This window comes from Brachyspira suanatina, from assembly GCF_001049755.1.
Lineage (GTDB): Bacteria > Spirochaetota > Brachyspiria > Brachyspirales > Brachyspiraceae > Brachyspira > Brachyspira suanatina.
This window is the reverse complement of record NZ_CVLB01000001.1, coordinates 284500-308627: the sequence shown is the minus strand read 5'-3', so window position 1 is coordinate 308627 and position 24128 is coordinate 284500. Positions and strand designations below refer to the sequence as shown.

The 24128-nt window shown below is 26.9% G+C and carries 17 protein-coding genes and 1 tRNA gene; 7 read left to right on the top strand and 11 right to left on the bottom strand.

Annotated elements, in window-relative coordinates; translation table 11 throughout:
* Positions 1 to 75: 75 nt before the first annotated feature.
* The 6 genes from clpP to BRSU_RS01385 all read right to left on the bottom strand — a co-directional run bounded on the left by clpP (position 76) and on the right by BRSU_RS01385 (position 8461).
* A complete protein-coding gene (clpP, locus tag BRSU_RS01410) occupies positions 76 to 657 on the bottom strand; it encodes an ATP-dependent Clp endopeptidase proteolytic subunit ClpP (RefSeq protein ID WP_008729298.1) in 582 nt (193 codons plus the stop codon).
* Between the two features lie 58 nt (positions 658 to 715).
* Positions 716 to 2026 (bottom strand): trigger factor, encoded by a 1311-nt coding sequence (locus BRSU_RS01405; RefSeq protein WP_048593434.1) that lies wholly within the window; start codon positions 2024 to 2026, stop codon positions 716 to 718.
* Positions 2027 to 2104: 78 nt separating this feature from the next.
* Positions 2105 to 2177 (bottom strand) — tRNA-Gly (locus BRSU_RS01400).
* A gap of 74 nt (positions 2178 to 2251) precedes the next feature.
* Positions 2252 to 3046 carry a Cof-type HAD-IIB family hydrolase gene (locus tag BRSU_RS01395; RefSeq protein ID WP_048593433.1) on the bottom strand — a complete coding sequence of 265 codons (795 nt, stop codon included), beginning with the start codon at positions 3044 to 3046 and terminating at the stop codon, positions 2252 to 2254.
* A 39-nt stretch (positions 3047 to 3085) separates the two neighbouring features.
* Positions 3086 to 3766, bottom strand: a complete 681-nt coding sequence (locus tag BRSU_RS01390) for a ribonuclease HII (RefSeq protein WP_053082758.1) — start codon at positions 3764 to 3766, stop codon at positions 3086 to 3088.
* A gap of 24 nt (positions 3767 to 3790) precedes the next feature.
* Positions 3791 to 8461: a hypothetical protein gene (locus BRSU_RS01385; protein ID WP_048593432.1), complete on the bottom strand. Its 4671-nt coding sequence runs from the start codon at positions 8459 to 8461 to the stop codon at positions 3791 to 3793.
* 178 nt (positions 8462 to 8639) lie between these two features.
* Here BRSU_RS01385 and BRSU_RS01380 point away from each other — a divergent pair, with 178 nt between their 5' ends.
* The 4 genes from BRSU_RS01380 to rbr all read left to right on the top strand — a co-directional run bounded on the left by BRSU_RS01380 (position 8640) and on the right by rbr (position 12438).
* The gene (locus BRSU_RS01380; protein WP_048593431.1) at positions 8640 to 10034 is read left to right on the top strand and encodes a DNA polymerase III subunit delta'; all 1395 of its coding nucleotides are present in this window, start codon (positions 8640 to 8642) and stop codon (positions 10032 to 10034) included.
* A 9-nt stretch (positions 10035 to 10043) separates the two neighbouring features.
* The gene (locus BRSU_RS01375) at positions 10044 to 11084 is read left to right on the top strand and encodes a hypothetical protein (RefSeq protein WP_048593430.1); all 1041 of its coding nucleotides are present in this window, start codon (positions 10044 to 10046) and stop codon (positions 11082 to 11084) included.
* A 176-nt stretch (positions 11085 to 11260) separates the two neighbouring features.
* Entirely contained in the window at positions 11261 to 11857 is a 597-nt protein-coding gene (locus BRSU_RS01370) for a superoxide dismutase (RefSeq protein WP_048593429.1), read from the top strand.
* A gap of 44 nt (positions 11858 to 11901) precedes the next feature.
* The gene (rbr, locus tag BRSU_RS01365) at positions 11902 to 12438 is read left to right on the top strand and encodes a rubrerythrin (RefSeq protein WP_014488879.1); all 537 of its coding nucleotides are present in this window, start codon (positions 11902 to 11904) and stop codon (positions 12436 to 12438) included.
* A 94-nt stretch (positions 12439 to 12532) separates the two neighbouring features.
* Here rbr and BRSU_RS01360 read toward each other — a convergent pair whose 3' ends face one another.
* Complete coding sequence (locus BRSU_RS01360) at positions 12533 to 13627, bottom strand: hypothetical protein (RefSeq protein WP_048593428.1); 1095 nt, start codon at positions 13625 to 13627, stop codon at positions 12533 to 12535.
* A gap of 283 nt (positions 13628 to 13910) precedes the next feature.
* On the opposite strand from BRSU_RS01360, the gene guaB reads away from it, so the two are divergent.
* Both guaB and BRSU_RS01350 read left to right on the top strand, forming a co-directional pair.
* A complete protein-coding gene (gene guaB / locus BRSU_RS01355) occupies positions 13911 to 15032 on the top strand; it encodes an IMP dehydrogenase (RefSeq protein WP_048593427.1) in 1122 nt (373 codons plus the stop codon).
* 182 nt (positions 15033 to 15214) lie between these two features.
* On the top strand, positions 15215 to 16693 hold the full coding sequence (locus tag BRSU_RS01350) for a peptidylprolyl isomerase (RefSeq protein WP_048593426.1): 1479 nt from the start codon (positions 15215 to 15217) through the stop codon (positions 16691 to 16693).
* Positions 16694 to 16769: 76 nt separating this feature from the next.
* On the opposite strand, the gene BRSU_RS01345 is transcribed toward BRSU_RS01350, so the two are convergent.
* The gene (locus tag BRSU_RS01345) at positions 16770 to 17138 is read right to left on the bottom strand and encodes a DMT family protein (RefSeq protein ID WP_014488883.1); all 369 of its coding nucleotides are present in this window, start codon (positions 17136 to 17138) and stop codon (positions 16770 to 16772) included.
* Positions 17139 to 17825: 687 nt separating this feature from the next.
* Between BRSU_RS01345 and BRSU_RS01340 the strand changes: the two genes are divergently transcribed.
* A complete protein-coding gene (locus tag BRSU_RS01340; RefSeq protein ID WP_048593425.1) occupies positions 17826 to 18368 on the top strand; it encodes a GNAT family N-acetyltransferase in 543 nt (180 codons plus the stop codon).
* A gap of 55 nt (positions 18369 to 18423) precedes the next feature.
* Here the strand turns inward: BRSU_RS01340 and BRSU_RS01335 are convergent, their stop codons facing one another.
* From BRSU_RS01335 to BRSU_RS01325, 3 genes are all read right to left on the bottom strand, one after another.
* Complete coding sequence (locus BRSU_RS01335; protein WP_048593424.1) at positions 18424 to 20235, bottom strand: methyl-accepting chemotaxis protein; 1812 nt, start codon at positions 20233 to 20235, stop codon at positions 18424 to 18426.
* 160 nt (positions 20236 to 20395) lie between these two features.
* Positions 20396 to 22561, bottom strand: coding sequence for a PTS sugar transporter subunit IIABC (locus tag BRSU_RS01330; protein ID WP_048593423.1), 2166 nt, complete (start codon positions 22559 to 22561; stop codon positions 20396 to 20398).
* A 278-nt stretch (positions 22562 to 22839) separates the two neighbouring features.
* A complete protein-coding gene (locus BRSU_RS01325) occupies positions 22840 to 24018 on the bottom strand; it encodes an RNA-splicing ligase RtcB (protein ID WP_048593422.1) in 1179 nt (392 codons plus the stop codon).
* Positions 24019 to 24128 lie beyond the last annotated feature (110 nt).

Genomic DNA, 24128 nt, shown 5'->3' with positions numbered 1-24128 from the left:
TTACAATAAAAAAATTAAAAGCTAATAAACTTAATAAAAAGATTATTAGCTTTATATATTTTCAATTTGAAAAAATTATTCTCTGCTTGAAAAAACCTTATCTATGATGCCGTATTCTTTAGCTTCATCAGCACTCATAAAATAATCTCTGTCCATATCAGCCTCAAGTTTTTTGATATCCTGACCTGTATGATTAGCCATGATATTATTAAGTATACTTTTCAAACGAATAGTTTCTTTCAACTGTATTTCCATATCAGTAACCATACCTCTGGAACCGCCTGAAGGTTGGTGAATCATTATTCTTGAATTAGCAGTAGCAAATCTTTTGCCTTTAGCCCCTCCTGCAAGAAGTAAAGCACCTGCTGAAGCAGCCTGTCCAACGCATAAAGTAGCAACATCAGGCTTAACATACTGCATAGTATCATACATACCTAAAGCAGCAGTAACAACTCCTCCAGGACTGTTTATATATAAAGAAATATCTTTTTCAGGATCAGCTGATTCCAAAAATAAAAGCTGTGCTATAACTACATTAGCAACATCATCATTAATCTCACCGCCCAAAAATATAATTCTATCTTTTAAAAGTCTGGAATATATATCGTAGGAACGTTCTCCTCTGCTTGTTTGTTCTATTACATAAGGTATAGTCATATAATTCTTCTCCATTCTATATATTACCTCTCTAATTACCTATTATTACAATTAATTATTAATATCCGCCCCAAACATCGCTTTCTTCAGGTTTAAATTCGCCTGCATCTTTTTCTGAAACATTTACATGCTCTTTAACATAATCCATTATAGCTTCAGAAGTTGCTCTAGTATGAGCATCACGCATTATATAATTAATTATATTCTGCTGTTCTTCTTTAGGAAGTTTAGCAAGTCCCATATAACTTTGATATTGATACATTCTATTAGCATATTCTTTTGCTTTATCTTCATTTACTGTTATAGAATCTTTATAAGTTTCTGAAAGTTTAGCCATGATCATATCAAAAGTTATTTGTTTTCTTACATTTTCTTCATATTCTTTTTTGATATCATCATCTGTTTTAGCAACTGAAATTAAGAAATCTGTTTTACTCATTCCTCTGCTTGACATAGATCTTTCAAATTCATTTAAAGATATTTCTAACTGCTCTTCAAAATAACCCTTAGGAAGAGTAATATTAACTAACTCTATTAATTTATTAAATAATGTATCATTAATAAGTTCGCTGTTAGCTCTGTCTTCTGCTCTTTTTACTAAATGTTCTTTCAATGATTCTTTTACTTTTTGTCTGTCTTCTTCTTTAGAATCATCTTTCATATCTGGTTTTTCTACTTTTACTATATTCATTATTAAAGTAGCTTCTCTTCCGTCAACAAAAGTTTTAAGAAGTTTTTTATCATCTTTTTTTACGCCTACAGCATTTTTAGCAAATATGCTTTCATTTTCATCATCGCTTGCAACTACTGTAAGTTCTTTGTCATATTTTTTATTTTCATCATCATCGAATTCTATTTTTACATAAACTCTATCGCCAAGTTCAGATTTCAAATCGCTTTCTTCAAAATGAGAAAATCTTTGAAGAGATAATTTATAAGCTTCCTCTACAGTATTATCATCAACTGTATATTTATTTTTTTCAACATTTATAGAAGCTAAATCAGGCAAATCAAATTCAGGTATAGGATAATATTCATAATCAAGATGAAGTCCGTCATCTTTTTTATCTAAATTAAGAAGTTTAGGAGTACCTAAAGCCTTAACATTTTTTTCATCATGATAAGTATTCCAAGCCTCTTCTATCAAAACTTCATTAGTAGCACCTTCTAAAGCTTCTCTATATCTTGAAAGTATAATATTATTAGGAGCATGACCTACTCTAAAACCTTTAACATTAACTCTAGGCTTATAATATTCTATTTGCTTTTCTAATTCTTTATCATAAGCATCTTTAGAAATAGTGATTTTCAATGTAACTAAATCTTTTTCATCTGTTGAAGTTTCAAAATTTAAATCTTTAATATCCATTTTAGCAATACCTTTAAAATTAAAAATAAAAAAAATAACCCCAATAGAAAAGAAGTTATCTATTGGGGTTTATTAATGAGCGGGAAACGGGACTCGAACCCGCGACAGTCTGCATGGCAAGCAGAAACTCTACCAACTGAGTTATTCCCGCATAGACATTGAGAGCAATATAACATTAAATAAAAAAAATGTCAATAGTATACTAACAAAATATATTTAATAGAATCAAAATTTCATATATTTTTTTAAAAATTTACCTACTCCGTCCTCATCATTAGTTAAACATATATAATCAGCTTTTTTCTTTAATGCTTCTTCTGCATTTTCCATAGCAACTCCGACACCGGCATACTCTATCATCTCAATATCATTATAATTATCACCAAAAGCTATTACTTCGTTTCTATTTATGCCTTTTTGAGTGCATATCCATTCTAAAGCACTTCCTTTATTAATACCAGGTCCTAATACTTCCAAAAAATTAGTATGAGAAAAACAAGTATGAACATTAAAATTACTTCTTATATCATTCTGAAGTCTTTCAAGTTCTTCTCTATCGCCTATAAATACCATTTTATTAAATTCAAAATTCTCAATGTTTTCCAATCCAATAGATATATTATTAACTTTTTCTTTTTCAATATATCTTTTTAAATAAAAATCTGGTTCTGAGGCTATATGCATATTCTGTCTATAAACATGCAAATAAACATTATACTTATTATATATACTTATAATAGATTTTGATGTATCAGAGTCTATAACTTTGTCATATATAAAATTTCCCTCATTATCTATTATAGCCGCACCATTAAATATTATAGAATAATTATCATTACCAAGAATATCTTTATAAAGTTTCATACCGCTTAAAGATCTTCCTGTAGCAAGTATTATTTCTACACCATTTTTCATTAGAAATTGAAAAACATCTTTATTATAATCGCTTATAGAAGTATTGCTGTTAAAAAATGTACCGTCCAAATCGGTAGCTATTAATTTTATATCACTCTTAATCATATAAATATATTATCATAAAATTTATCAAAAACAAGCATTTTATAATAATAAATCATCTTCTGTTTTTTTATAATTTGATTTTATAGACTCAAAAGAATATCTATGCATATCGCTTGGTCCGTACATTTCTATATATTTCATATGCTCTTTAGTTCCGTATCCCTTATTTTTTGAAACCTTATATTTCTGATAAGAATCCGGAAGCTCATTCATCATTCTATCTCTATATACTTTTGCAACTATACTTGCACAGCCTATACTATATGACTTGGCATCGCCCTTAGTGATGGAACATTGCTTTATATCCGTATCCAATTTTACAGCATCTATTAATAATATATCAGGCTTAATATTCAAATTATTAACTGCATTAACCATAGCAAGTTTTACTGTATTATAAATATTTATCTCATCTATAGTTTTTGAATCAACTGAGTAAATACTATAACATAAAGCTTTATCTATGATTTTATCATAAAGTTCTTCTCTTTTTTTGACATATATTTTTTTTGAATCATCTACACCTTCAACTATATTTTCTTTTATTAATTCTGTTTCATTATAAAGTTCTAAAGGCATTATAACAGCAGCAACTGTAACAGGTCCGAATAAACAGCCTCTACCTACTTCATCAATGCCGCATATATATTTATAACCCAATGATAAATATTCTCTCTCATAAACAAATTTATCTGCTTTATTATCTAAAAACATATCCATATATTAATACATCTTCATAAAAAATCATAGTAATTGATAAGCTAAAAATATCACAACTATAATTGCAAAAATAGAAATCGATAATATAGTAACATCGCTTATTTTTTTATCTAATCTTTTAATATCTTTAGCTACATTATTATCATTAATATCTTTGTATCTCTCATCATGATTTTTCACATACCTAACATATTCAGTATTATTTCTGATATTATTAACTTCAGATTTTCTATTTACTGAGTCAAGTAATTGTTCATACTTTATATTATTTCTATTTAGAATATCATTTACTGCTTTTATAAACTCATCATTTTTTACTTCCTGATTATTCAATCTCTTATTAATGATATCAGCAAACTCTTCAAAGTTATAATTATTATCTCTATTAGCGAGTTCATTAATTTCTTCTTCTAAATCTTTATAATGCTTTCTTAAATCTGATAGCTCTTTAAAGTTTTTAAGATTTTGTTCTAACATTATGCTATTATAATTAGCATTATTTTTTTCTATCTTCTCATCGATTTTTTCATCAATATTATAATTATTATCATTGTCCAAGAATAATTCTTCTTTGTTATTATTAAAGTTTGTTATTTTGCTTTCTAATTGACTTATTAATTCATCATATTTTGAATTATTTGCCAAAATAGAATCCTCCAAATCTTTTTGGGCTTTTTTCAAACCTGATAGTTCTTTAAAGTTTTTAAGATTCTGTTCTAACATTATGCTGTTATAATTAGCATTATTTTTTTCTATCTTCTCATCGATTTTTTCATCAATATAATTATTATCATCATCCAAGAATGATTCTTCTTCTTTATTATTATTAAAGTTCGATATTTTACTTTCTAATTGATTTATTAATTCATCATATTTCAAAATATTTTCATTGATTGAATCTTCTAAATCTTTATGTCCTTTTCTTAAATCTGACAACTCTTTAAAGTTTTTGAGATTCTGTTCTAACATTATGCTATTATAATTAGCATTGTTCTTTTCTATCTTCTCATCGATTTTTTCATCTATCTTATTATCAAAGTTATTAGATAGTTCTTCTTTGAAATTATTAAAGCTTTCTTTCTCTTCTTCTAAGAATTTAGTTTGTTCTTCTCTTAGTTCTTCTAATCTAGTATTTAAGCTGTCTATTTCTTTTTTGTTTTCTTCTGAAGTAGAATCCAATTTATCATTGATACTATTGATATTATTTAGAACTTCTTCATATTTTGTATTATTTGATAAGATAGAATCTTCTAAATCTTTATGTCCTTTTCTTAAATCTGACAACTCTTTGAAATTTTTGAGATTCTGCTCTAGCATTATGCTATTATAATTAGCATTGTTCTTTTCTATTTTCTCATCTATCTTTTCATCAACATTATTAGATAATTCCTCTTTAAGACTATTTAAAGTTTCTTTCTCTTCTTCTAATCTAGTATTTAAACCTTCTATATTTTTTTTATTTTCTTCTGAATAAGCAGACAACTTATTATCTATATTTTTTATTAATTCATCATACTTAGCATTATTTTCATTTATAGAATTTCCTAAATCCTCACAGCTCTTTTTAATATCTGAAATCTCTTGGAAATTCTTCAAGTTCTGCTCTACCATTAAACTGCCATAACTAGCATTACTTCTCTCTATTTTCTCATCTACAATATTAGAGAATTCTTCTTTAAGATTATTTAAATTTTCTTTTTCTTCTTCTAAGAATCTAGTTTGCTCTTCTTTTGCTTCTTCTAATTTGTTATTTAAGCTATCTATTTCTTTTTTATTTTCTTCTGTTTTGTTTTCTAATTGATTTATCAATTCATCGTATTTTGTATCATTTGATAAGATAGAATCTTCTAAATCTTTATGACCTTTTCTTAAATCTGATAACTCTTTGAAATTCTTAAGATTCTGCTCTAGCATTATGCTGTTATAATTAGCATTGTTTTTTTCCATTTTTTCATCTATCTTTTCATCAAAACTATTAGATAGCTCTTCTTTTAAATTATTTAAACTTTCTTTCTCTTCTTCTAAGAATCTAGTTTGCTCTTCTTTTGCTTCTTCTAATTTGTTATTTAAGCTATCTATTTCTTTTTTATTTTCTTCTGTTTTGTTTTCTAATTGATTTATTAATTCATCATATTTTGAATTATTCTCATTTACTGAAGCATAAACCGTATTAGATATATTTTCTTTTATATTGTTTTCTAAATCTTTGTAATTCTTTCTTAAATCTGATAACTCTTTGAAATTTTTGAGATTCTGCTCTAGCATTATGCTGTTATAATTAGCATTATTTTTTTCTATCTTCTCATCAATTTTTTCGTCTATGTTATTAGATAATTCTTCTTTTAAATTATTTAAACTTTCTCTTTCTTCTTCTAATTTAGTATTTAAATTATCCAATTCTTTTTTATTTTCTTCTGAATAAGAGGATAATTTATTATCTATATTTTTTATTAATTCATCATACTTAGCATTATTTTCATTTATAGAATTTCCCAAATCCTCACAACTCTTTTTAATGTCTGAAATCTCTTGGAAATTCTTCAAATTCTGCTCTACCATTAAACTGCCATAACTAGCACTACTTCTCTCTATTTTCTCATCTACAATATTAGAGAATTCTTCTTTAAGATTATTTAAATTTTCTTTCTCTTCTTCTAAAAATTTAGTTTGTTCTTCTTTTGCCTCTTCTAATCTAGTATTCAAACCTTCTATTTCTTTTTTGTTTTCCTCTGAATAAGAAGATAATTTATCATCTATATTTTTTATTAATTCATCATATTTTGAATTATTTTCATTTACTGAAGCATAAACTGTATTAGAAATATTTTCTTTTATGCTATTTTCTAAATCTTTATAATTCTTTCTTAAATCTGATATCTCTTTAAAATTCTTGAGATTTTGTTCTAGCATTATGCTGTTATAATTAGCATTATTCTTTTCTATCTTCTCATCGATTTTTTCATCTATCTTATTATCAAAGTTATTAGATAATTCTTCTTTGAAATTATTAAAGCTTTCTTTCTCTTCTTCTAAGAATTTAGTTTGTTCTTCTCTAGATTCTTCAAATTTATTTTTTAAACTTTCTAGCTCTCTTCTGTATTTCAATGAATTATCTGATAATTTATTATTAATATCATTTATTAAATCATCATATTTTAAACTATTTATACTTACTGTATTATCTATTCTTTCTACAACATCTTTTAAATCTGAATGATCTTTCTTCAAAGCATCAATCTCATTATAATTTTTCAAATTCTGATCCAACATCAATGTACTAAATTGATTTTCTGCTGTAGAAAGTTTTTCATCATATATAGACTTATATCTTTCCATTTGTTCATTAATGTCTTTTATATCAATTAGTATATCTTCATAATTTTTCTTTAAATTGCTTTTTTCTTCTTCAAAAAATTTGACATTATCTTCTTTTGATTCTTCTAATCTAGCATTTAAGTCATCTATTTCTTTTTTGTATTCTTCTGAATAAGTATTTAATTTATTATTGATATTATTTATAGCTTCATCATATTTCAAATTATTTTCATTGATAGAAGAGCTTACTATACTAGAAACATTTTCTTTTATATTTTCTTCCAAGTCTTTTTGACTCTTTCTCAAATTAGATATATCTTTGAAATTTTTAAGATTCTGTTCCAACATTATGCTGTTATAATTAGCATTATTCTTTTCTATTTTTTCGTCTATCTTATCATCAAAACTATTAGATAATTCCTCTTTGAGATTATCTAATTTTTCCTCTTCTAAGAATTTAGAATGCTCCTCTTTATATTCTTCTAATATATTATTTATAGTTTCTATTTCTTTTTTGTATTCTTCTGAATGAGTATCTAATTTATTATTGATATTATTTATAGCTTCATCATATTTTAAATTATTTTCATTGATAGAAGCAGTAACTATATTAGAAACATTTTCTTTTATATTTTCTTCCAAATCTTTTTGACTCTTTCTCAAACTAGATATATCTTTGAAATTTTTAAGATTCTGTTCTAACATTATGCTGTTATAATTAACATTGTTTTTTTCTATCTTTTCATCAATTTTTTCTTCGATGTTATTAGATAATTCTTCTTTTAAGTTATTAAAATGTTCTATCTCTTCTTCTAAGAATTTAGAATGTTCTTCTTTGTATTCTTCTAATTTTGAATTTAAAATTTTTATATCTTTTTTATATTCTTCTGAATGAGTGTCTAATTTATCATTGATATTATTAATATTATTTACAATATCATCATATTTTGTATTATTTTCAGTTATAGAATTCTCTAAATCTTTCTGATTCTTTCTCAAATTGGAAATATCTTTAAAATTTTTAAGATTCTGTTCTAACATTATGCTGTTGTAATTAGCATTATTTTTTTCTATCTTCTCATCGATTTTTTCATCTATCTTATCATCAAAACTATTAGATAATTGTTCTTTTAATTCATTTATAAGTTCATCATATTTTGAATTATCTTTATTTATGGTTTCCGCTGCAGATTTTAAAAACTCTTCATTTTGTAAAATTTCCTTGATAAGATTTTCTTTTTCCTCATCTGTTATTTTCTCATCAGATAAAATATTTTCAACATCTTTTTCTAACTTATCTAGTCTTTCAGAAATATTTACAATTTTATTATCATTATTTTCACTTAAATCTTTTTTTGTTATATCATCATTTGCAGCCATTAAATATTCCTCGTTATTATATTGTTATGCTCTAATATAAAAATTAAAACTCAACAGTAAAATATCGTCATCATTATACTTATAATTTAAAAGCTAAAAATTATTGTTGATATAATTTTATTTATGATTTATACATGTACCCATAAAAAAATATTATCATACTAATAGAGGTTTAATATTGGCTAAGGTATTAGGACAGACAACCCCGCTGAAAATAATGGCAGGAATATATAAAAGCGGCAGACTTCATCATGCCTATCTTTTTTACGGAGATGAAGGTATTGGAAAATTTGAAAGTGCTTTAAACTATGCTAAAGCTATATGCTGTGAGAGAGGAAACGGAACTTACTGCGATGAATGTAAATCCTGCAAAATGATAGATCAGTACAAACACCCTGATGTTATAGTAGCAGGCACAGATGAAAGATTTAGAAATGCTGAACTCTATTTTAATCAATATTTAGAGTATAAAATGCCTCATTTGTTTAATAATTTTTATTCTGCATGCCGTTCTATACTTTACAAAGTAGAATCTATGCTTTTTGATAGTTATGATAATTACCCTACAAGCGAACCCAAAGAATATATGCTTGGAAGTAAAAAAGAAACTTCAAGATACGCTCTTATAGAACCTTATTATTTGGCTGTTAATTATACTTTAAATGAGTTAAATGCAGATAATGTTGAGTTTATAGATTCAATATTCAGAAATAAATCAAAAGAAGCCTTGAATATAGCTAAAAATAAAGGCGGAAAGAAGAAAATTTCAATAGAAGGTGATTTCTTCAGCGCATTAAAAAAAATTTATTATAATATAATACATACGGTAATTCCCCTCGATACGGTAAGAAATATTATAGAATTAACGTATAGAAAGCCGAGAATATCAAATAAGAGAATTATTATCATAGAAGGTATAGAATTAATGGATAAAAGGGCTCCTAATATCTTTTTGAGAACTTTAGAAGAACCCTCTGACAATAATATATTTATTCTAATAACTTCAGATACTAATAAATTGGTGCAAGATGGTATGAAACCTCTAAGATCGCGCATGATGGAATTAAAATTTTCACCTTTATCAGAAAATACTTTAAGATCCATATTAATGAAGAGATTGAGGCTAAATGAAGAAAAAACAGCCCTTGCATTAGAAAATTCTTATGGAAGTGTAGCTAAAGCAGTAAAATATGTACTTGACAAAAAATCAAATACAAGCGATAATATATACAAAGTATTATTATCTTTTATGGACGCTGCTTTAAATAACAATCCGTCTCAAATAGCCTCACTTGCCACATTATTAAGTGACGGAGATTATGAGATAATTGATGCTTTTAGAGAAATGATTAATATTTTAAAAAAGTCTTTAGAAGATAAATATCTTGAAATAGAAAATAGAGATTATATATTGCCTAGTTCTATTTCAGATGAAAGTATTGTATGGACTATTGATGAATTAGATTCTACAATCAATACCCTAATTAATACAAATACTCAACCTAAAATGCTGCTTTATAAAACTTTAGGCAACATTTATACTTGGTTACACAATTATAATAAAAACATATAGGAGTTATACATGAAAAAACTATTTCTTGTATTAAGCGTAATGATTCTAGCGTTAAGCCCAGTATACGCTCAGGACGAAACTACAGCAGATACTACTGCTACTGAAACAACAGAAACTACTGCTGCAACTACAACTGAAAATCAAGAAGCTACAGGAACTAATACTGTAAATGAAATAACATCTTTTGGTCCTTCTTTCACTGATTTAAGAAATACTGATGATGTTGCTCTTGACAAAGAATACAATCTTCTTCAAACTAATCTTACAAAAATGAGAGAAGATTATTTATTCAGAGTACTTTACAAAGCTAACAAAATATTAGAGCGTTATACTAATGTTAATTTCACTGACACTAATGAAATGTTCTACAATGCGGTTTATTACTATGATCTAGTAGCTAACCCATTGGCTAACGATAATAATATAGATATAGCTCTTCATGAATTAGATAAATCTTTTAGACTTTATGATGAAATAAAACCTATTTATGAAATACTTGGAAAAACTAATGAATTAAAACAAGCAGATTATGAATTAAATCTTTATGCTGGTGTTTTGAATCTATTTAAAGGTACTGCTGGATACTATGCAAAAAGCAGATTCCATTTAATGAACGCATTAAATAATGAATTAACAGGAGCTAATGATAGTCAGAAATTGATTATGTTAAACACTTATTTAGCAGGTGTTAACTATAACTTAGCTACTATCAATCAAAACAGCGATGTAAGCAAAGTTTATTTCTTAAATGAAATGTTCAATAATCTTTGGGATTTGACTACTTTAAAAACAGCTGATGAAAATATTAAAACTGCTAAATATAAATTGTTAATAACTAAATACCATAAAGTTTTATATACTACTTCTGAAAGATTTAGAACTACTTATGCTAAATACTATGATGAATTAGGATTTACTTATGGTCAAACAGAAGATGAAATATTAAGCAGAGAAAAAATGCCAGTTTTCAGAGATTATGAAAATGAAGCAGCTGATCCAGGAACTACTACAGAAACTACTACTACAGAAACTACTGATGCTGCTAACTAATTAAAAATAAAAATGAAAAATTATTAAAGGCATACCATTTTTTGGTGTGCCTTTATTTATTAATAGTAATTTTTACTAATAAAAGTTTTTTATTATTTAATAAATGCTTGACATTAATTTAAAATAGGTTATTATTTATTAATAATAAAATAAAATAAAATGAAGGAGTAAAATGTATGTTTGATCTAATGAAATTACCTTATGGAAAAGAAGATTTAGCACCATATATGTCTTCTAACACATTGGATTTCCATCATGGAAAACACTTAAATACTTATGTAACTACACTTAATGATTTAGTAGCTAAAGATTCAGCTTTACAAGGAAAAAGCATTGAAGAATTAATCACTTTATCTCATAACAATGCTGATAAACAAGCTGTATTTAACAATGCTGGTCAAGTTTATAACCATGAAGAATTCTTTAAAATGCTTAAAAAAGATGTTGCTATACCTGCTGAAGTAAAATCAAAAATAGAAGCAGATTTCGGTTCTTTTGATGCTTTCAAAGAAGCTTTCACTACTGGTGGTAAAACTCAATTCGGTTCTGGATGGGTTTGGCTTGTTGTTAATAATGGTAAATTAGAAGTTAGAAAATATGCTAATGCTATGAACCCTATTGCTGACAAAGTACATGGTGTTTTAACTTGCGACGTTTGGGAACATGCTTACTATTTAGATTATCAAAACAGAAGACCTGATTTCTTAACTACTTTTGTTGATCATTTAGTAAATTGGGACTATGTTGCTGAAAGAATCAAACTTGCTAAATAATATAGTTTAACTAATTATTTATATATTTTTTTAGGAGAATTAAAATGAAGGATTTAAAAGGTACAAAAACAGAAAAAAACTTAAATGAAGCTTTTGCTGGCGAATCTATGGCTAGAAACAAATATACTTATTTTGCTAGCGTAGCAAGAAATGAAGGTTATGAGCAAATCGCTGCTATTTTCCTTGAAACAGCTGAAAATGAAAGAGAACATGCTAAAGTACATTTCAAATATCTTAACGGTATAGGTGATACTCTTCAAAACTTACAAGCTGCTTGGGAAGGTGAAAACGAAGAATATGAAAATATGTACCCAAGAATGGCTAAAGAAGCTACTGAAGAAGGTTTCGATGAAATAGCTCGTTCTATGAAATTAATCGGTGATGTTGAAAAAGAACACAGAGAAAGATATGCTAAATTAAGAGAAGCTGTAAAAAGCGGAAGCGTTTTCAAAAAAGCTACTAAAGTTCAATGGAAATGCAGAAACTGCGGTTTCATCGTTGAAAGCGAAGAAGCTCCTGAACTTTGCCCAGTTTGTAAACATGCTAAAAAATTCTTCGAAGTTAGAGTTGAAAACTTCTAATTTTAGAATTTACATTTCTTAAAAATAAAAAAGAGGGGGAAATTATTTTCCCTCTCTTTTCTTTTTTAAATAATTTTAAACAATTAAATTATTATCAAGCTATTAATTTCATGTTATTAGATACAAAAGAAGAAAATATATCAAAAATGATAGGATCAATTTTTACTTCTCTATCCAAATAATTATCACTAATAAATACTAAAGCATCATCATTATTAAGTGAACTATTATTAGAATAAGTTATTCTATCAAATAAATCTATTATCTCTAAAACTTTTGATGGAAAATATGATACGCTGTTTAATTTCAAAGTATCATTATAATCAAAACTAATAATGTAATTAGGTGCGAAAAGTGTATTTGAATTAACTATAGTATTATAATAATTCAAAAATACTCCATTTCCATGTCCGTAATATTCATTATGAAGCCCTACTGTTAATGATATATCATAATTATATTTTACAAAATGCTTTAAATATGAATAGCATTTTGATGTATTATAATCTTTATTATAGTTATTAAATAAATTTGATATATCATGCCAAAATGCTGCTATAGCGATATTAACTAATTCATTAAATAAAATATCTCTTAAACCATTTTTATACACATGCTCTAATCTTGTTATTTTTTTATTAATGTTAAATTTTCTTAATACATTTTTATAATAATTAGAATATCTCTTTTTAAATTTCTTTCTTATATCAGATACAATATTATTATTTATGCTGTTATTATAATACTTCATAAATCTTACAGTTATAATAAATACTCTGCTAGTATGAGATATACTGTCATTATCAATAAACTTATTAGCATAATGAGAAGTTATCTGATCATCATCTAGTTTATATAGCAACTTCACCATTATCTTTAAAGCATAATCTATAACATCCTTAGAGCGTTTTATACCTCCTATAAACGATGTATCTTTACTCTTTATACCTTTCATAGCCATAATCAAATCAATTCTTGCTATAACAGAAAGTTTTACCAAGATATCATATATAATCTCTATTTCTTTTTCACTTATAGAATCTTTTTTAGCACTTATGATTTTTATTTCTCTGATCAAAGAAGATAGTATATGATTTCTTTTTACATTTGAAAAATCATTAAAATCGCCATGTTTAAAATACATTTTATATATATCAAATAAGTTATTATCTTTTATTGTCATAGTCATAATTTACCTCCTGCATACTTAGTAAACTTTCTTTACAATTATAGTATAATATATTATTATATTTTTGTAAATATATTTTACTTAAAAAATACAAAAATACTTAAAATTTTACAATATAATTACAATTATAATAAACATTTAATACATTTGAATATTTTTAAATAAAATATTCATTAAAAAAATAAAAAATCATTGCAATTATAGCATTTTTACTATAGAATCTTTTATCAAAATATCTATATTATTCAAATCTATATCTAATTAAAAAAGAGGAAAAATAATTATGCCTATTAATATTAAAGAAGCATTAACCTTTGATGATGTATTATTAGTACCAAAAGAATCAGATATTCTTCCAAAAGATGTAACTTTAAGAAGTAAATTAACAAAAAAAGTAACATTAAACACACCATTAATAAGTTCTCCAATGGACACTGTAACAGAATCTAAAATGGCAATAGCTATGGCATTATGCGGAGGATTAGGGGTTATACATAAAAACATGCCTTTAGAACAGCAGGTTAAAGAAGTAGAAATAGTAAAAAGTTTTAAGGATATAGAAAACAAAGAGAAGGCTACTTTATCAGAAGATGGTTCTTTAATAGCTGCAGCTGCTATAGGCATATCTGATGACAGATATGAGAGAATAGAAAAACTTATAGAAGCAAAAGTAGATTTAATAGTAATAGACACAGCACATGGACATTCAAAAAATGTACTTACTGCTATAAAAGAAATTAAAGATAAATATACTCAAGTTGAAGTAATAGCAGGCAACATTGCTACTGCAGACGGAGCTAAAGCTTTGATTGATGCCGGAGTAGATGCTATAAAAATAGGAATAGGTGCAGGCTCTATTTGTACAACAAGAATAATTGCCGGTGTTGGAGTTCCTCAGCTTACTGCTATACATGATGCTTCTGAAATTGCTAAAAAATATAATGTAGGAGCTATTGCTGACGGAGGTATAAAATATTCAGGAGATATAGTTAAAGCATTTGCTATAGGAGCTGATGCTGTTATGGCTGGAGGACTTTTCTCCTCTACTTATGAAGCTCCTGGAGATGTTATTATAATAGACGGTAAAAAATATAAGCCTTATAGAGGAATGGGTTCTGTTGGTGCTATGATACATGGAAGCAAAGACAGATATTTCCAAAGTGAGGTTGTTAATAAATCTAAATTTGTACCTGAAGGAATAGAGGGTGTTACTGAATATAAGGGACATGTTGCTGATGTTGTATATCAAATAGTTGGCGGTATTCGTGCTGGTATGGGATATATTGGTGCTAAAGATATACAAATGCTTCAGGAAAAAGCTGAATTTATAAGAATAACTAATCAAGGTTTAGCTGAAAGCCATGTACATGATGTAAAAATAACTTCTAAAGCACCTAACTATTAATAAAAAAGAAATTAGAAGCTGATAACTTTATTTAAATTATAAGGTTATCAGCTTTTTTTACATAAGTTCATAAATACTAACAATTATAAATTTAATTTTATAAAAACTTGAATTTTTTAAACTCTTCTTATATAATTGTTAAATTATAATCATTTTTTAATAAAGAATTAAGGATATATATAATGTCATCTAATAAAAACTTTGTACCTAAAAAGAAAAGCCCAGTAATAAAAACTTTACAATGGCTTGGAGTATCAGCAGTTTCAATACTTTTGATAATTTATTTCTTGGTAGTTGATACAAGAGGAAGCCAAAAAACTCCTACAATAGGTTCTGTTAATGGAAAACCTATATATTATACAAGCACTAGTCCTTATGGCAGAGCTTTCAGACAATTAGAAGGTTATTATCAGCAATTAGGAATACAAATAAATAATGAAATGTATACTTATATAGAGGATTTGGCATTCAGAAGAGCTGTTGCTACTATTCTTTTAAATGATGTAGCTAGAAAAAATATAAATGTAAGCGATAATTTTATAGTTGAAGCTATGAAAAGTCAGTTCATAGATACTAATGGTGTTTATAATCAAATGGCTTATGAATCATTCATAAAAAATTCTTCTCAGTCTGATAAAGTAAAAATACAAAAAGATTTAGAAGAAGATATATTAGCACAAACTGCTTCTGCTGAATTATTTACTTCTGTTAAACTAAATGATTTAGAAATGCAAAAAGAATACAAAAGAAATCTTACAAAAAAAGATATTGAAATGGTTTATATAAATGCTTCTGAAATAGTACAGTCTAATCAAGTAGCTGATGCTGATTTAGAAAAGTATTTTACAGATAATAAAACTAATTTTGCTCAGGCTGATATTTCTTGGATAATAACTCAAAGCGGAGGAGTAGCTGATAATTTATATAAAACTTTAAAAGATGATATAACTTTATTTGAAAAAACAGCTATGGAAAAAAGCTTTGATACTAATAACTATAAATTAGGATATCTTACAAGAATGCAAATGCCTAATGAAGATTTTGCTAATAAAATTTTTGCTAATAACAATAACACTACTAAGGGAAGCAATCTTTTACAGCCTATATATGCAAATGGATATTACTATATTGTATTAGTTAACGATATTAGAATACCTGAAAAATATACTGATGTTAATAGAGAGGTTATAAGAAGAGAATATTTAAATGCTAATATAAATACTCTTTTAGAAGCTGAAAAAACAAAACAGGCTGAAATATTGAAAGCTGCTGTTGCTAATGTTAATAATTTAGCAAGATTAAACGGAAACGGACTTATAAAATATTATAAACCAGCTCAGCCTTTCTCTTATAATCAAGGAAGACTAAACACTGCTGAAGGTGCTATTATACCTGATTCTTCTACTGAAGCTTTCTATATGCATGTATTCTCTATGCAGACTAATCAAATAAGCGATGTTATAAAATTGGATAATGGTGTGGCTGTTATAAGATTAGTTTCTGAAGAAAAACCAAATATGGCTACTTTAACTACTTTAGATGCTGCTACTAAAAATGCTGTGAAAAGAGAATTATCTATGCAGAGAAGGAATCTAATTCAAATAGAATGGGAAAATCAGCATATAGCAGATGCTAGAGTAAAAAAACATAATCTAAGATAATTAAAAAATCATCAATAAAATAAAGGCAATTATACTAAATATAATTGCCTTTTATTATATCTTTTTTATATAATTACTATTTCTTAAAAATAAAAAATACTGCCAATATCAAACATAAAAAACCTATAAAATGATTTATTCTTAAAGTTTCTGTTTTGAAAAATACCACTGTAAAAATAGTGAATATAGTTAATGTAATAACTTCCTGCATAACTTTAAGCTGCATTAATGAAAAAGGTCCTCCATTTCCTTGGAATCCTATTCTATTTGCTGGAACCTGAAAACAATATTCAAATAAAGCAATTCCCCAGCTTATTAATATAATTATAGGAAGTGATAACTTAGCAAAACCTTTCATCTCGCTGAATTTCAAATGTCCATACCAAGCTATTGTCATAAATGTATTTGACAATATAAGCAATACTATAGTTGTTATAGCTTTCATAATAATATTTTAATCCTCCATTTGTTTATCTATAAAATTTTTTTTATTGATAAAATATTATATGTTATAAAAAAGAATTTGCTATATTTATTTTCTATATTTAATAAAAAAATATTGCCCCCTACTCATCATAGGGGGCGTACAGTTTAATTAAATGAAGGTTATAAAATATATTGTATCAATTTAGGGATACAAAGTTGTTGACTTTATCAATGCTCTCTAACATTTGTTAGTATATTCTAACATATTTTAAAACTTTGTCAATACTGAAAAATACAAAAAACTATATTTTTTATTACTAATTACATATGCCCACCCTTTTTCCTTATTAAATTTATATGCAATTTTAACTAATAATTTCTTATAAACGAAATCAGAATATATAGCACCCACCCAAGTTTTAATTAAATTTTCTATCTTTTTAACGCACGTTTAATGCATATTATATATATTAATTAAGTGCAATTATTAATCAGCTTATATTTATAGTGCCGCTCTGCGTGCGGTTAGGAGATTATAAATACTAATAAAATTTTGGGTGGGTGCTATAATCACAGATTAAAATAAAAAGAAATATAATACAAAAATAACATGTAAATTTAAAAAGCCTAGAGGGCGGGACTGAAAAATAAATCAAAAAAACAAATATTTAATATCATTTTTCTAAAATACTTTTGTTTTATAATTATGAAAAAAATACTAGAAACTGAAAGACTTATTTTAAGAGAATTTGAAGAAAATAATGAAAATGACTATAAAGGATTATCTTCTATACTTCAAGACAAAGAAACTATGTATGCTTATGAACATGCTTTTTCTAATGAGGAAGTGCATCAATGGTTCAATAATCAAATAAACAGATACAAAACTTACGGATTTGGATTATGGGCATGTATACTAAAAGAAAATAATGAGTTTATAGGACAATGTGGACTTACTATGCAAAAGGTAGATAAAAAAATAAATGATTCTTATGAACTCATAGAAATAGGATATTTATTTAATAAAAACTACTGGCATAAAGGATTTGCTACAGAAGCTGCAATAGCCTGTAAAAATTATGCTTTTAATGTTTTAAATGCTGATAGAGTATACTCAATAATAAGAGATAATAATATCGCATCTCAAAAAGTAGCTATAAGAAACGGAATGAAAATAATAGATAGTACGGTAAAACATTATTATAATATGGATATGCCTCATTATATATTCTGTATAGAAAATATATAAAAAAAGAAATGACTATAATTAAAAGCCATTTCTTTTTAATAAACAAAATTTTTAATTAAAATTTAAAACTGCCAATACGCTCAACCATATTCTCTATTTTTTTTCTTACTTCTTTTGTAGAGCTTGCATTAGATTCAGCTAACATACTATTTTCACCAGTTATAGAATTGAGCTGCCTTACGGAAATATTTATCTGATTAATACTGTCGGCCTCTACTACAGCACGCTCTGATATGGAAGTTAATTTATTAAGCATATCCTGAGCCAAAGCTTCAATCTCAGAAAGTATTTTAGAAGAATTTTCTACAGCCTTATTTCCTATCTCAACTTTATCCAAAGCATCATTTATTGTATTAGTGATATTTTTAGCAGTTTCATCTACATTCTGAGCAAGAGAACGTATCTCACTAGCTACAACAGCAAAACCTTTACCCTGTTCGCCAGCACGTGCTGCCTCTACTGCCGCATTCAAAGCTAATATATTTGTCTGAAAAGCAATAGATTGTATAAGTTTAGTCATATCTGATATTTTCTTACTTGATTCTAGTATCTCATTCATACTACTAGTAATTTCAGAAGAAGATTCTACCCCCACCTTAGTAGCATCTGCAACTTTAGCACTCATATTTCTAGCATCTTCTGAATGTACATTAGTTTCATCAAGAGATGTAGATAATGATTCTATAAGGCTTGATAACTCTTCAAGTGAGCTAGCCTGAGTATTACTTCTATCCGATAAATTAGCTGTTCCATCTGATACAGTATCTATTTCATTATTGATAAAGTTAAGTGATTCCTGAAAGAAATGAATAGAATCACCAAGAGATTTCTGCATATCCTTAATAGAATTAACTAAAACACCAGTTTGATCTGATTTATTTAATAACCTCTCATCGAAAACAGCATTAAAATGTTTATTGGTCATATTCTTAATCACCTCTATAGCCCTATCTAATGTGCTAGCCAAAGGATTAACATTTAATAGAACAAGCATAAACTGAATCGCTAAAAAACCAATAGCAACTATTATCATAATAATAGATAATGTAATTATTTTTTTAGTTAGATTTAATGAGCTTCCATTTCCTACAAGAACCCAAGGAGTATTTGGTATATTATAAGCTGCAGTCCACTGTTTTTGTTTTTTATTTAGGTTTACATCATAATCTTTACCATCAAGCTTAGGAGCATTCAATTCAGTATAAATATTTCTCTGCTGATTAAATAATAAATTTACATCTGTATGAGTTATAAATCTGCCGTCAGTTAATGCTATAAAATATTTGTTATCTTTATCAGCCATTAATGACTTAGCTATTTTAGCAAAAGAAATATCCAATCCCACTACCCCTTTAAGCTCATTATTTTGAAAAACAGCTTTAGATATAGTTATAACTGTTTCCCCTGTTTCAGCATCTTGATATGGAGCACTCAAATAAGGAATGGAAGGATTTTTTACAGCTTCTATATACCATTCTCTCGTAGTTTGATCAAATCCTTCTATATTATCACCGTATACTATAATTAATAATCCGCCGTATTTATATCCCACAGTGCCGCTAAAATGTATATTACCAATCTCATCTTTCATATTTTTTAATTCTTTGAAAGAATCAAGCATTTGAGTATAATCTGTTTCATATTTACAATAGGAAGATAAAACATCAATCTCTGAATAAAAATAACTAAGCCAAGAAGAAATGGAAGATTCTTTTTTGTACATATTAGATTCTATTTCTAATAAGAATTCTTTCTTATATCTAGGAATAAAATATAACATCAAACCTATAACAACCACTATTATAAATACTGCAAATGGAACTAAAAATTTAAGCATTAAAATATATTTCTTTTTTTTGTTTTCCATAAATAATATCTCCAAATAAATAAGACTTTGGCAAAGTATAATTTTTTATTTTTTTATTGTCAAGTAATTTTTTTTTACTATTAAACAATAATATTTGATTTTTTCATAAAAAAAGGAGGCTTAAATTAATAAGCCCCCAAATATTTTACATTTTATTCAATTATTTTTTTATTTCAATCAAATCATCACCAATATTAACAGAAGATAAATTAACAGCGATAATATCTGTATAATCATCAGAATTTGTTACTATTACAGGAGTCAATGTAGGATATCCCTCTCCTCTTATTTTTTCAATATCAAATTCTAATAATAAATCTCCTTTCTTAACTTTCTGTCCTTCTTCTATATGTGAAATGAAATGAGCACCGCCTAATTTTACAGTATCCATGCCAACATGTATAAGTAATTCAACACCGTCATCAGAAGTAAGTCCTATAGCATGTTTTGTAGGGAAAGCAGTTTCTATGATACCATCATAAGGAGCATATACTTTTCCTTCTATAGGTTCAATAGCTATACCTTTACCCATAGCACCGCTTGAGAATGCTTCATCTTTCACGCTTTCTAATTTTATTATATTTCCTTTTATAGGAGCATAAACTTTATATACTGCAGATGAAGATTTTGTTTCTGCTTTCTTCTCTTCTTTTTTCTCCTCTTTCTTTTCCTCTGCCTTAGGAGCATCTGCTGGTAACTGAGCTTCCTGATCGCTTATAGGATCATGTAAATAATCCTCAAGTCTTGATTTGATTACAGTAACTTTAGGTCCGTATATTACCTGTATACCATTACCTTTTTTTATTATACCAGCTGCACCGCTTGCTTTCAATGTAGCATCAACAACTTTAGAAGGATCAAATACTGTTATACGAAGTCTTGTAGCACAGCAATCAACATCGCTTATATTTTTCTTTCCTCCAAGTCCTGCAGTAATTAAAGGAGCTTCTTCATATTGGAATAAAGGATTTGTATCAACAGCTTCTCCGCTTGCAGCAGCCTTAGCAGCAGCAACATCTGCTCTTCTGTACAATTTTGGCTCTTCACTGTCTGGTTCTCTTCCTGGTGTTTTCCAATCAAATTTCTTAATTAAAGTAGAGAATAAGAAATAATAGATAAAGAAATAAGCAGCACCTACAATTACAATCCATATCCAATTAGTTTTAGCATTACCTTGTATTATTCCGAATAATAATAAGTCTATAAAACCGCCTGAGAATGTCATACCTACTGTAACATGAAGTATATGCATAAGCATGAAAGATATACCTGCAAGTACACAGTGAATAGCATAAAATATAGGAGCTACAAATATAAATGTAAACTCTATAGGCTCAGTTATACCTGTAAGCATTGCTGTTAATGCTGCTGAGAAAAGCAAAGCACCAACAACTTGTTTCTTCTCTGGTCTAGAAGTTCTATACATAGCCAAAGCAGCACCAGGCAATCCAAATATCATAAATGGGAATTTACCTGTCATAAATCTAGTAGCTTCAACACTAAATGTTGTTGTTGTAGGAGAACCTAATTGAGCAAAGAATATATTTTGAGCACCTTCTACTAAATTACCGTCTATCATCATAGTTCCGCCCAAAGAAGTCTGCCATAAAGGTGTATAGAATACATGGTGAAGTCCGAAAGGTATTAATGCTCTTTCTATTATACCATAGAATAAAGTACCAATATAACCTGAACCAGCTATTAAATCACCCAATTTATTCATTACAACCTGTACAGGAGGCCATACATAGTACATTAATATACCTACCACTAAAAATACTATTGAAGATATTATAGGAACAAATCTTGTACCGCCGAAGAATGATAATACTTGAGGAAGCTCTATTGTATAATATTTATTATGCAAAGCAGCTACACCAAGACCTACTATAATACCTCCGAATACACCCATTTGAAGTGATAATATACCAACAACATTTGTAGTAGAACCAGCTAATAATTTCTCAGCTCCGCCCATAACTGTTATCATCTTACCAATAGAAGCATGCATTACGAAAAATGCTATAGCTCCTGATAAAGCAGCAACTTCTTTCTCTTTCTTTGCCATACCAATAGCTACACTCATAGCAAATATAATCGGTAAGTTTCCAAATATTATATTTCCTGCTTCACTTAATACTGATAATATATCATAAGCTATAGTTCCAGGACCTAAAATACCTATTAAATTATAGGTTTCAAGCATTGTAGTATTAGTTAACGAACTACCTATACCCAAAAATAAACCTGCTACAGGGAGCACAGCTATAGGAAGCATGAATGATCTTCCCACCCTTTGCAGTACGCCGAAAATTTTATCCTTCATATAAAGAACTCCATAGTATAAAATGTATTTTTTGATATTATATTATAAAGATACTAGATTATAATTAATATTATGTATACTAATATCACATATAAACATCAATCAATATATATAAGTATAATAAATTTTTTAATAATTGTATATAGTTTTTGATATTAATTTTCATTTTGTAATCAGTTTCAATAATAATTAATTAAAAATACATCTATAAAATAGATTTCAAAAGTAAAATTACATTACAAACACTATAATTTTATAATAAAAATCATAAAATACTTTTATTTTGAAGTAGATTTTATATTTAATATAGGTTTTAATCTATCTATAACTTTTACAGTAGGTTCTATTAATTTTTCTATTTTGTTTGGATTTTTATAAGCCATAGGTGATTCATCTAAAGTATTTTTGCATACACTGCTTGAATAAATTCCTTTCATAGAATCTATAAACTCATTCATATCTAATTGATTCTTTGCCTGTGCCCTTGATAAAACCCTTCCAGCTCCATGAGGTGCCGAACAATTCCAATCTTCATTGCTCTTGCCTTCGCATATTAATATACCATCACGCATGTTAAAAGGTATTATCATTTTTTCATTTTCATAACTTCTTATGGCACCTTTTCTTATAATAAAATCTTCAAAATCAATAAAATTATGAACCGATGAAAAAGAATCTTCTATTTCTATACTTAATACATCTTTTATAATTTTTAAAATAGTTTCTCTGTTTATTTTTGCATAGTATTGTGCTATTACCATATCAATTAAATAATCAAACATTTCTTTATCCTGCAAATAACAGTCTTCACTATTTTTAGCTATTTTGGCATGATATCTGCAAACTTGATTACCAAAATTCCTAGAGCCTGAATGTATAGTAATATAATAATCATTATTTGAGGATTTACCTATTTCTATAAAATGATTTCCTCCTCCAAGCGTTCCTATAGAGTTATGGAATTTCTCTAAATCAATTTCTACTCTTTGACATAATTTTTCTATATATTCATTATCTATTTCAAAAACTTCAAATTTAGTATTAAACTTTTTATTATAATTAATTATAAAATTTCTTATAAGTTCATTAAGTTCTTTGAAATTAAAAAGCGTATTAAAACTTTTTTTATGAGTGCTTTGCCCCATAGGTATATTTTGCTTTATAGTTTTATCAATTTTTTCTAATGGTATATCTTTTATTTCATCGCTTAATTTTGAAGTAAGCATTCCGCATCCTATATCAACACCTATATGAAAAGGATTTACTCTGTCAGTTAATGGCATTGTAAAACCTACAACTATTCCTTTGCCCAAATGAGTATCCGGCATTATTCTTATCTTTACATCTTCACTGGCTTTTTCATTTAATATTTTATACAATACAGAATAGGATTCCTCATCAATATTATCAGTGAAAATTTTGCAGTCTTTATTGTATTTTCCTTTAAGCTCTATCATAAACACCTCTTCATTTACATTAAATTATATTCTACCATTTATTATAAATCATTGAAATGTCAGAATTTGTCAAAAAATTTATATTTCAATATAAACATATATTTATTTTT

Bases quoted from the DNA above. Each gene is read 5' to 3' on its own strand.
- clpP (WP_008729298.1), bottom strand. From the start codon at position 657: ATGACTATACCTTATGTAATAGAACAAACAAGCAGAGGAGAACGTTCC.
- BRSU_RS01405 (WP_048593434.1), bottom strand. From the start codon at position 2,026: ATGGATATTAAAGATTTAAATTTTGAAACTTCAACAGATGAAAAAGAT.
- BRSU_RS01395 (WP_048593433.1), bottom strand. From the start codon at position 3,046: ATGATTAAGAGTGATATAAAATTAATAGCTACCGATTTGGACGGTACA.
- BRSU_RS01390 (WP_053082758.1), bottom strand. From the start codon at position 3,766: ATGGATATGTTTTTAGATAATAAAGCAGATAAATTTGTTTATGAGAGA.
- BRSU_RS01385 (WP_048593432.1), bottom strand. From the start codon at position 8,461: ATGGCTGCAAATGATGATATAACAAAAAAAGATTTAAGTGAAAATAAT.
- BRSU_RS01375 (WP_048593430.1), top strand. From the start codon at position 10,044: ATGAAAAAACTATTTCTTGTATTAAGCGTAATGATTCTAGCGTTAAGC.
- BRSU_RS01370 (WP_048593429.1), top strand. From the start codon at position 11,261: ATGTTTGATCTAATGAAATTACCTTATGGAAAAGAAGATTTAGCACCA.
- rbr (WP_014488879.1), top strand. From the start codon at position 11,902: ATGAAGGATTTAAAAGGTACAAAAACAGAAAAAAACTTAAATGAAGCT.
- BRSU_RS01360 (WP_048593428.1), bottom strand. From the start codon at position 13,627: ATGACTATGACAATAAAAGATAATAACTTATTTGATATATATAAAATG.
- guaB (WP_048593427.1), top strand. From the start codon at position 13,911: ATGCCTATTAATATTAAAGAAGCATTAACCTTTGATGATGTATTATTA.
- BRSU_RS01350 (WP_048593426.1), top strand. From the start codon at position 15,215: ATGTCATCTAATAAAAACTTTGTACCTAAAAAGAAAAGCCCAGTAATA.
- BRSU_RS01345 (WP_014488883.1), bottom strand. From the start codon at position 17,138: ATGAAAGCTATAACAACTATAGTATTGCTTATATTGTCAAATACATTT.
- BRSU_RS01340 (WP_048593425.1), top strand. From the start codon at position 17,826: ATGAAAAAAATACTAGAAACTGAAAGACTTATTTTAAGAGAATTTGAA.
- BRSU_RS01335 (WP_048593424.1), bottom strand. From the start codon at position 20,235: ATGGAAAACAAAAAAAAGAAATATATTTTAATGCTTAAATTTTTAGTT.
- BRSU_RS01330 (WP_048593423.1), bottom strand. From the start codon at position 22,561: ATGAAGGATAAAATTTTCGGCGTACTGCAAAGGGTGGGAAGATCATTC.
- BRSU_RS01325 (WP_048593422.1), bottom strand. From the start codon at position 24,018: ATGATAGAGCTTAAAGGAAAATACAATAAAGACTGCAAAATTTTCACT.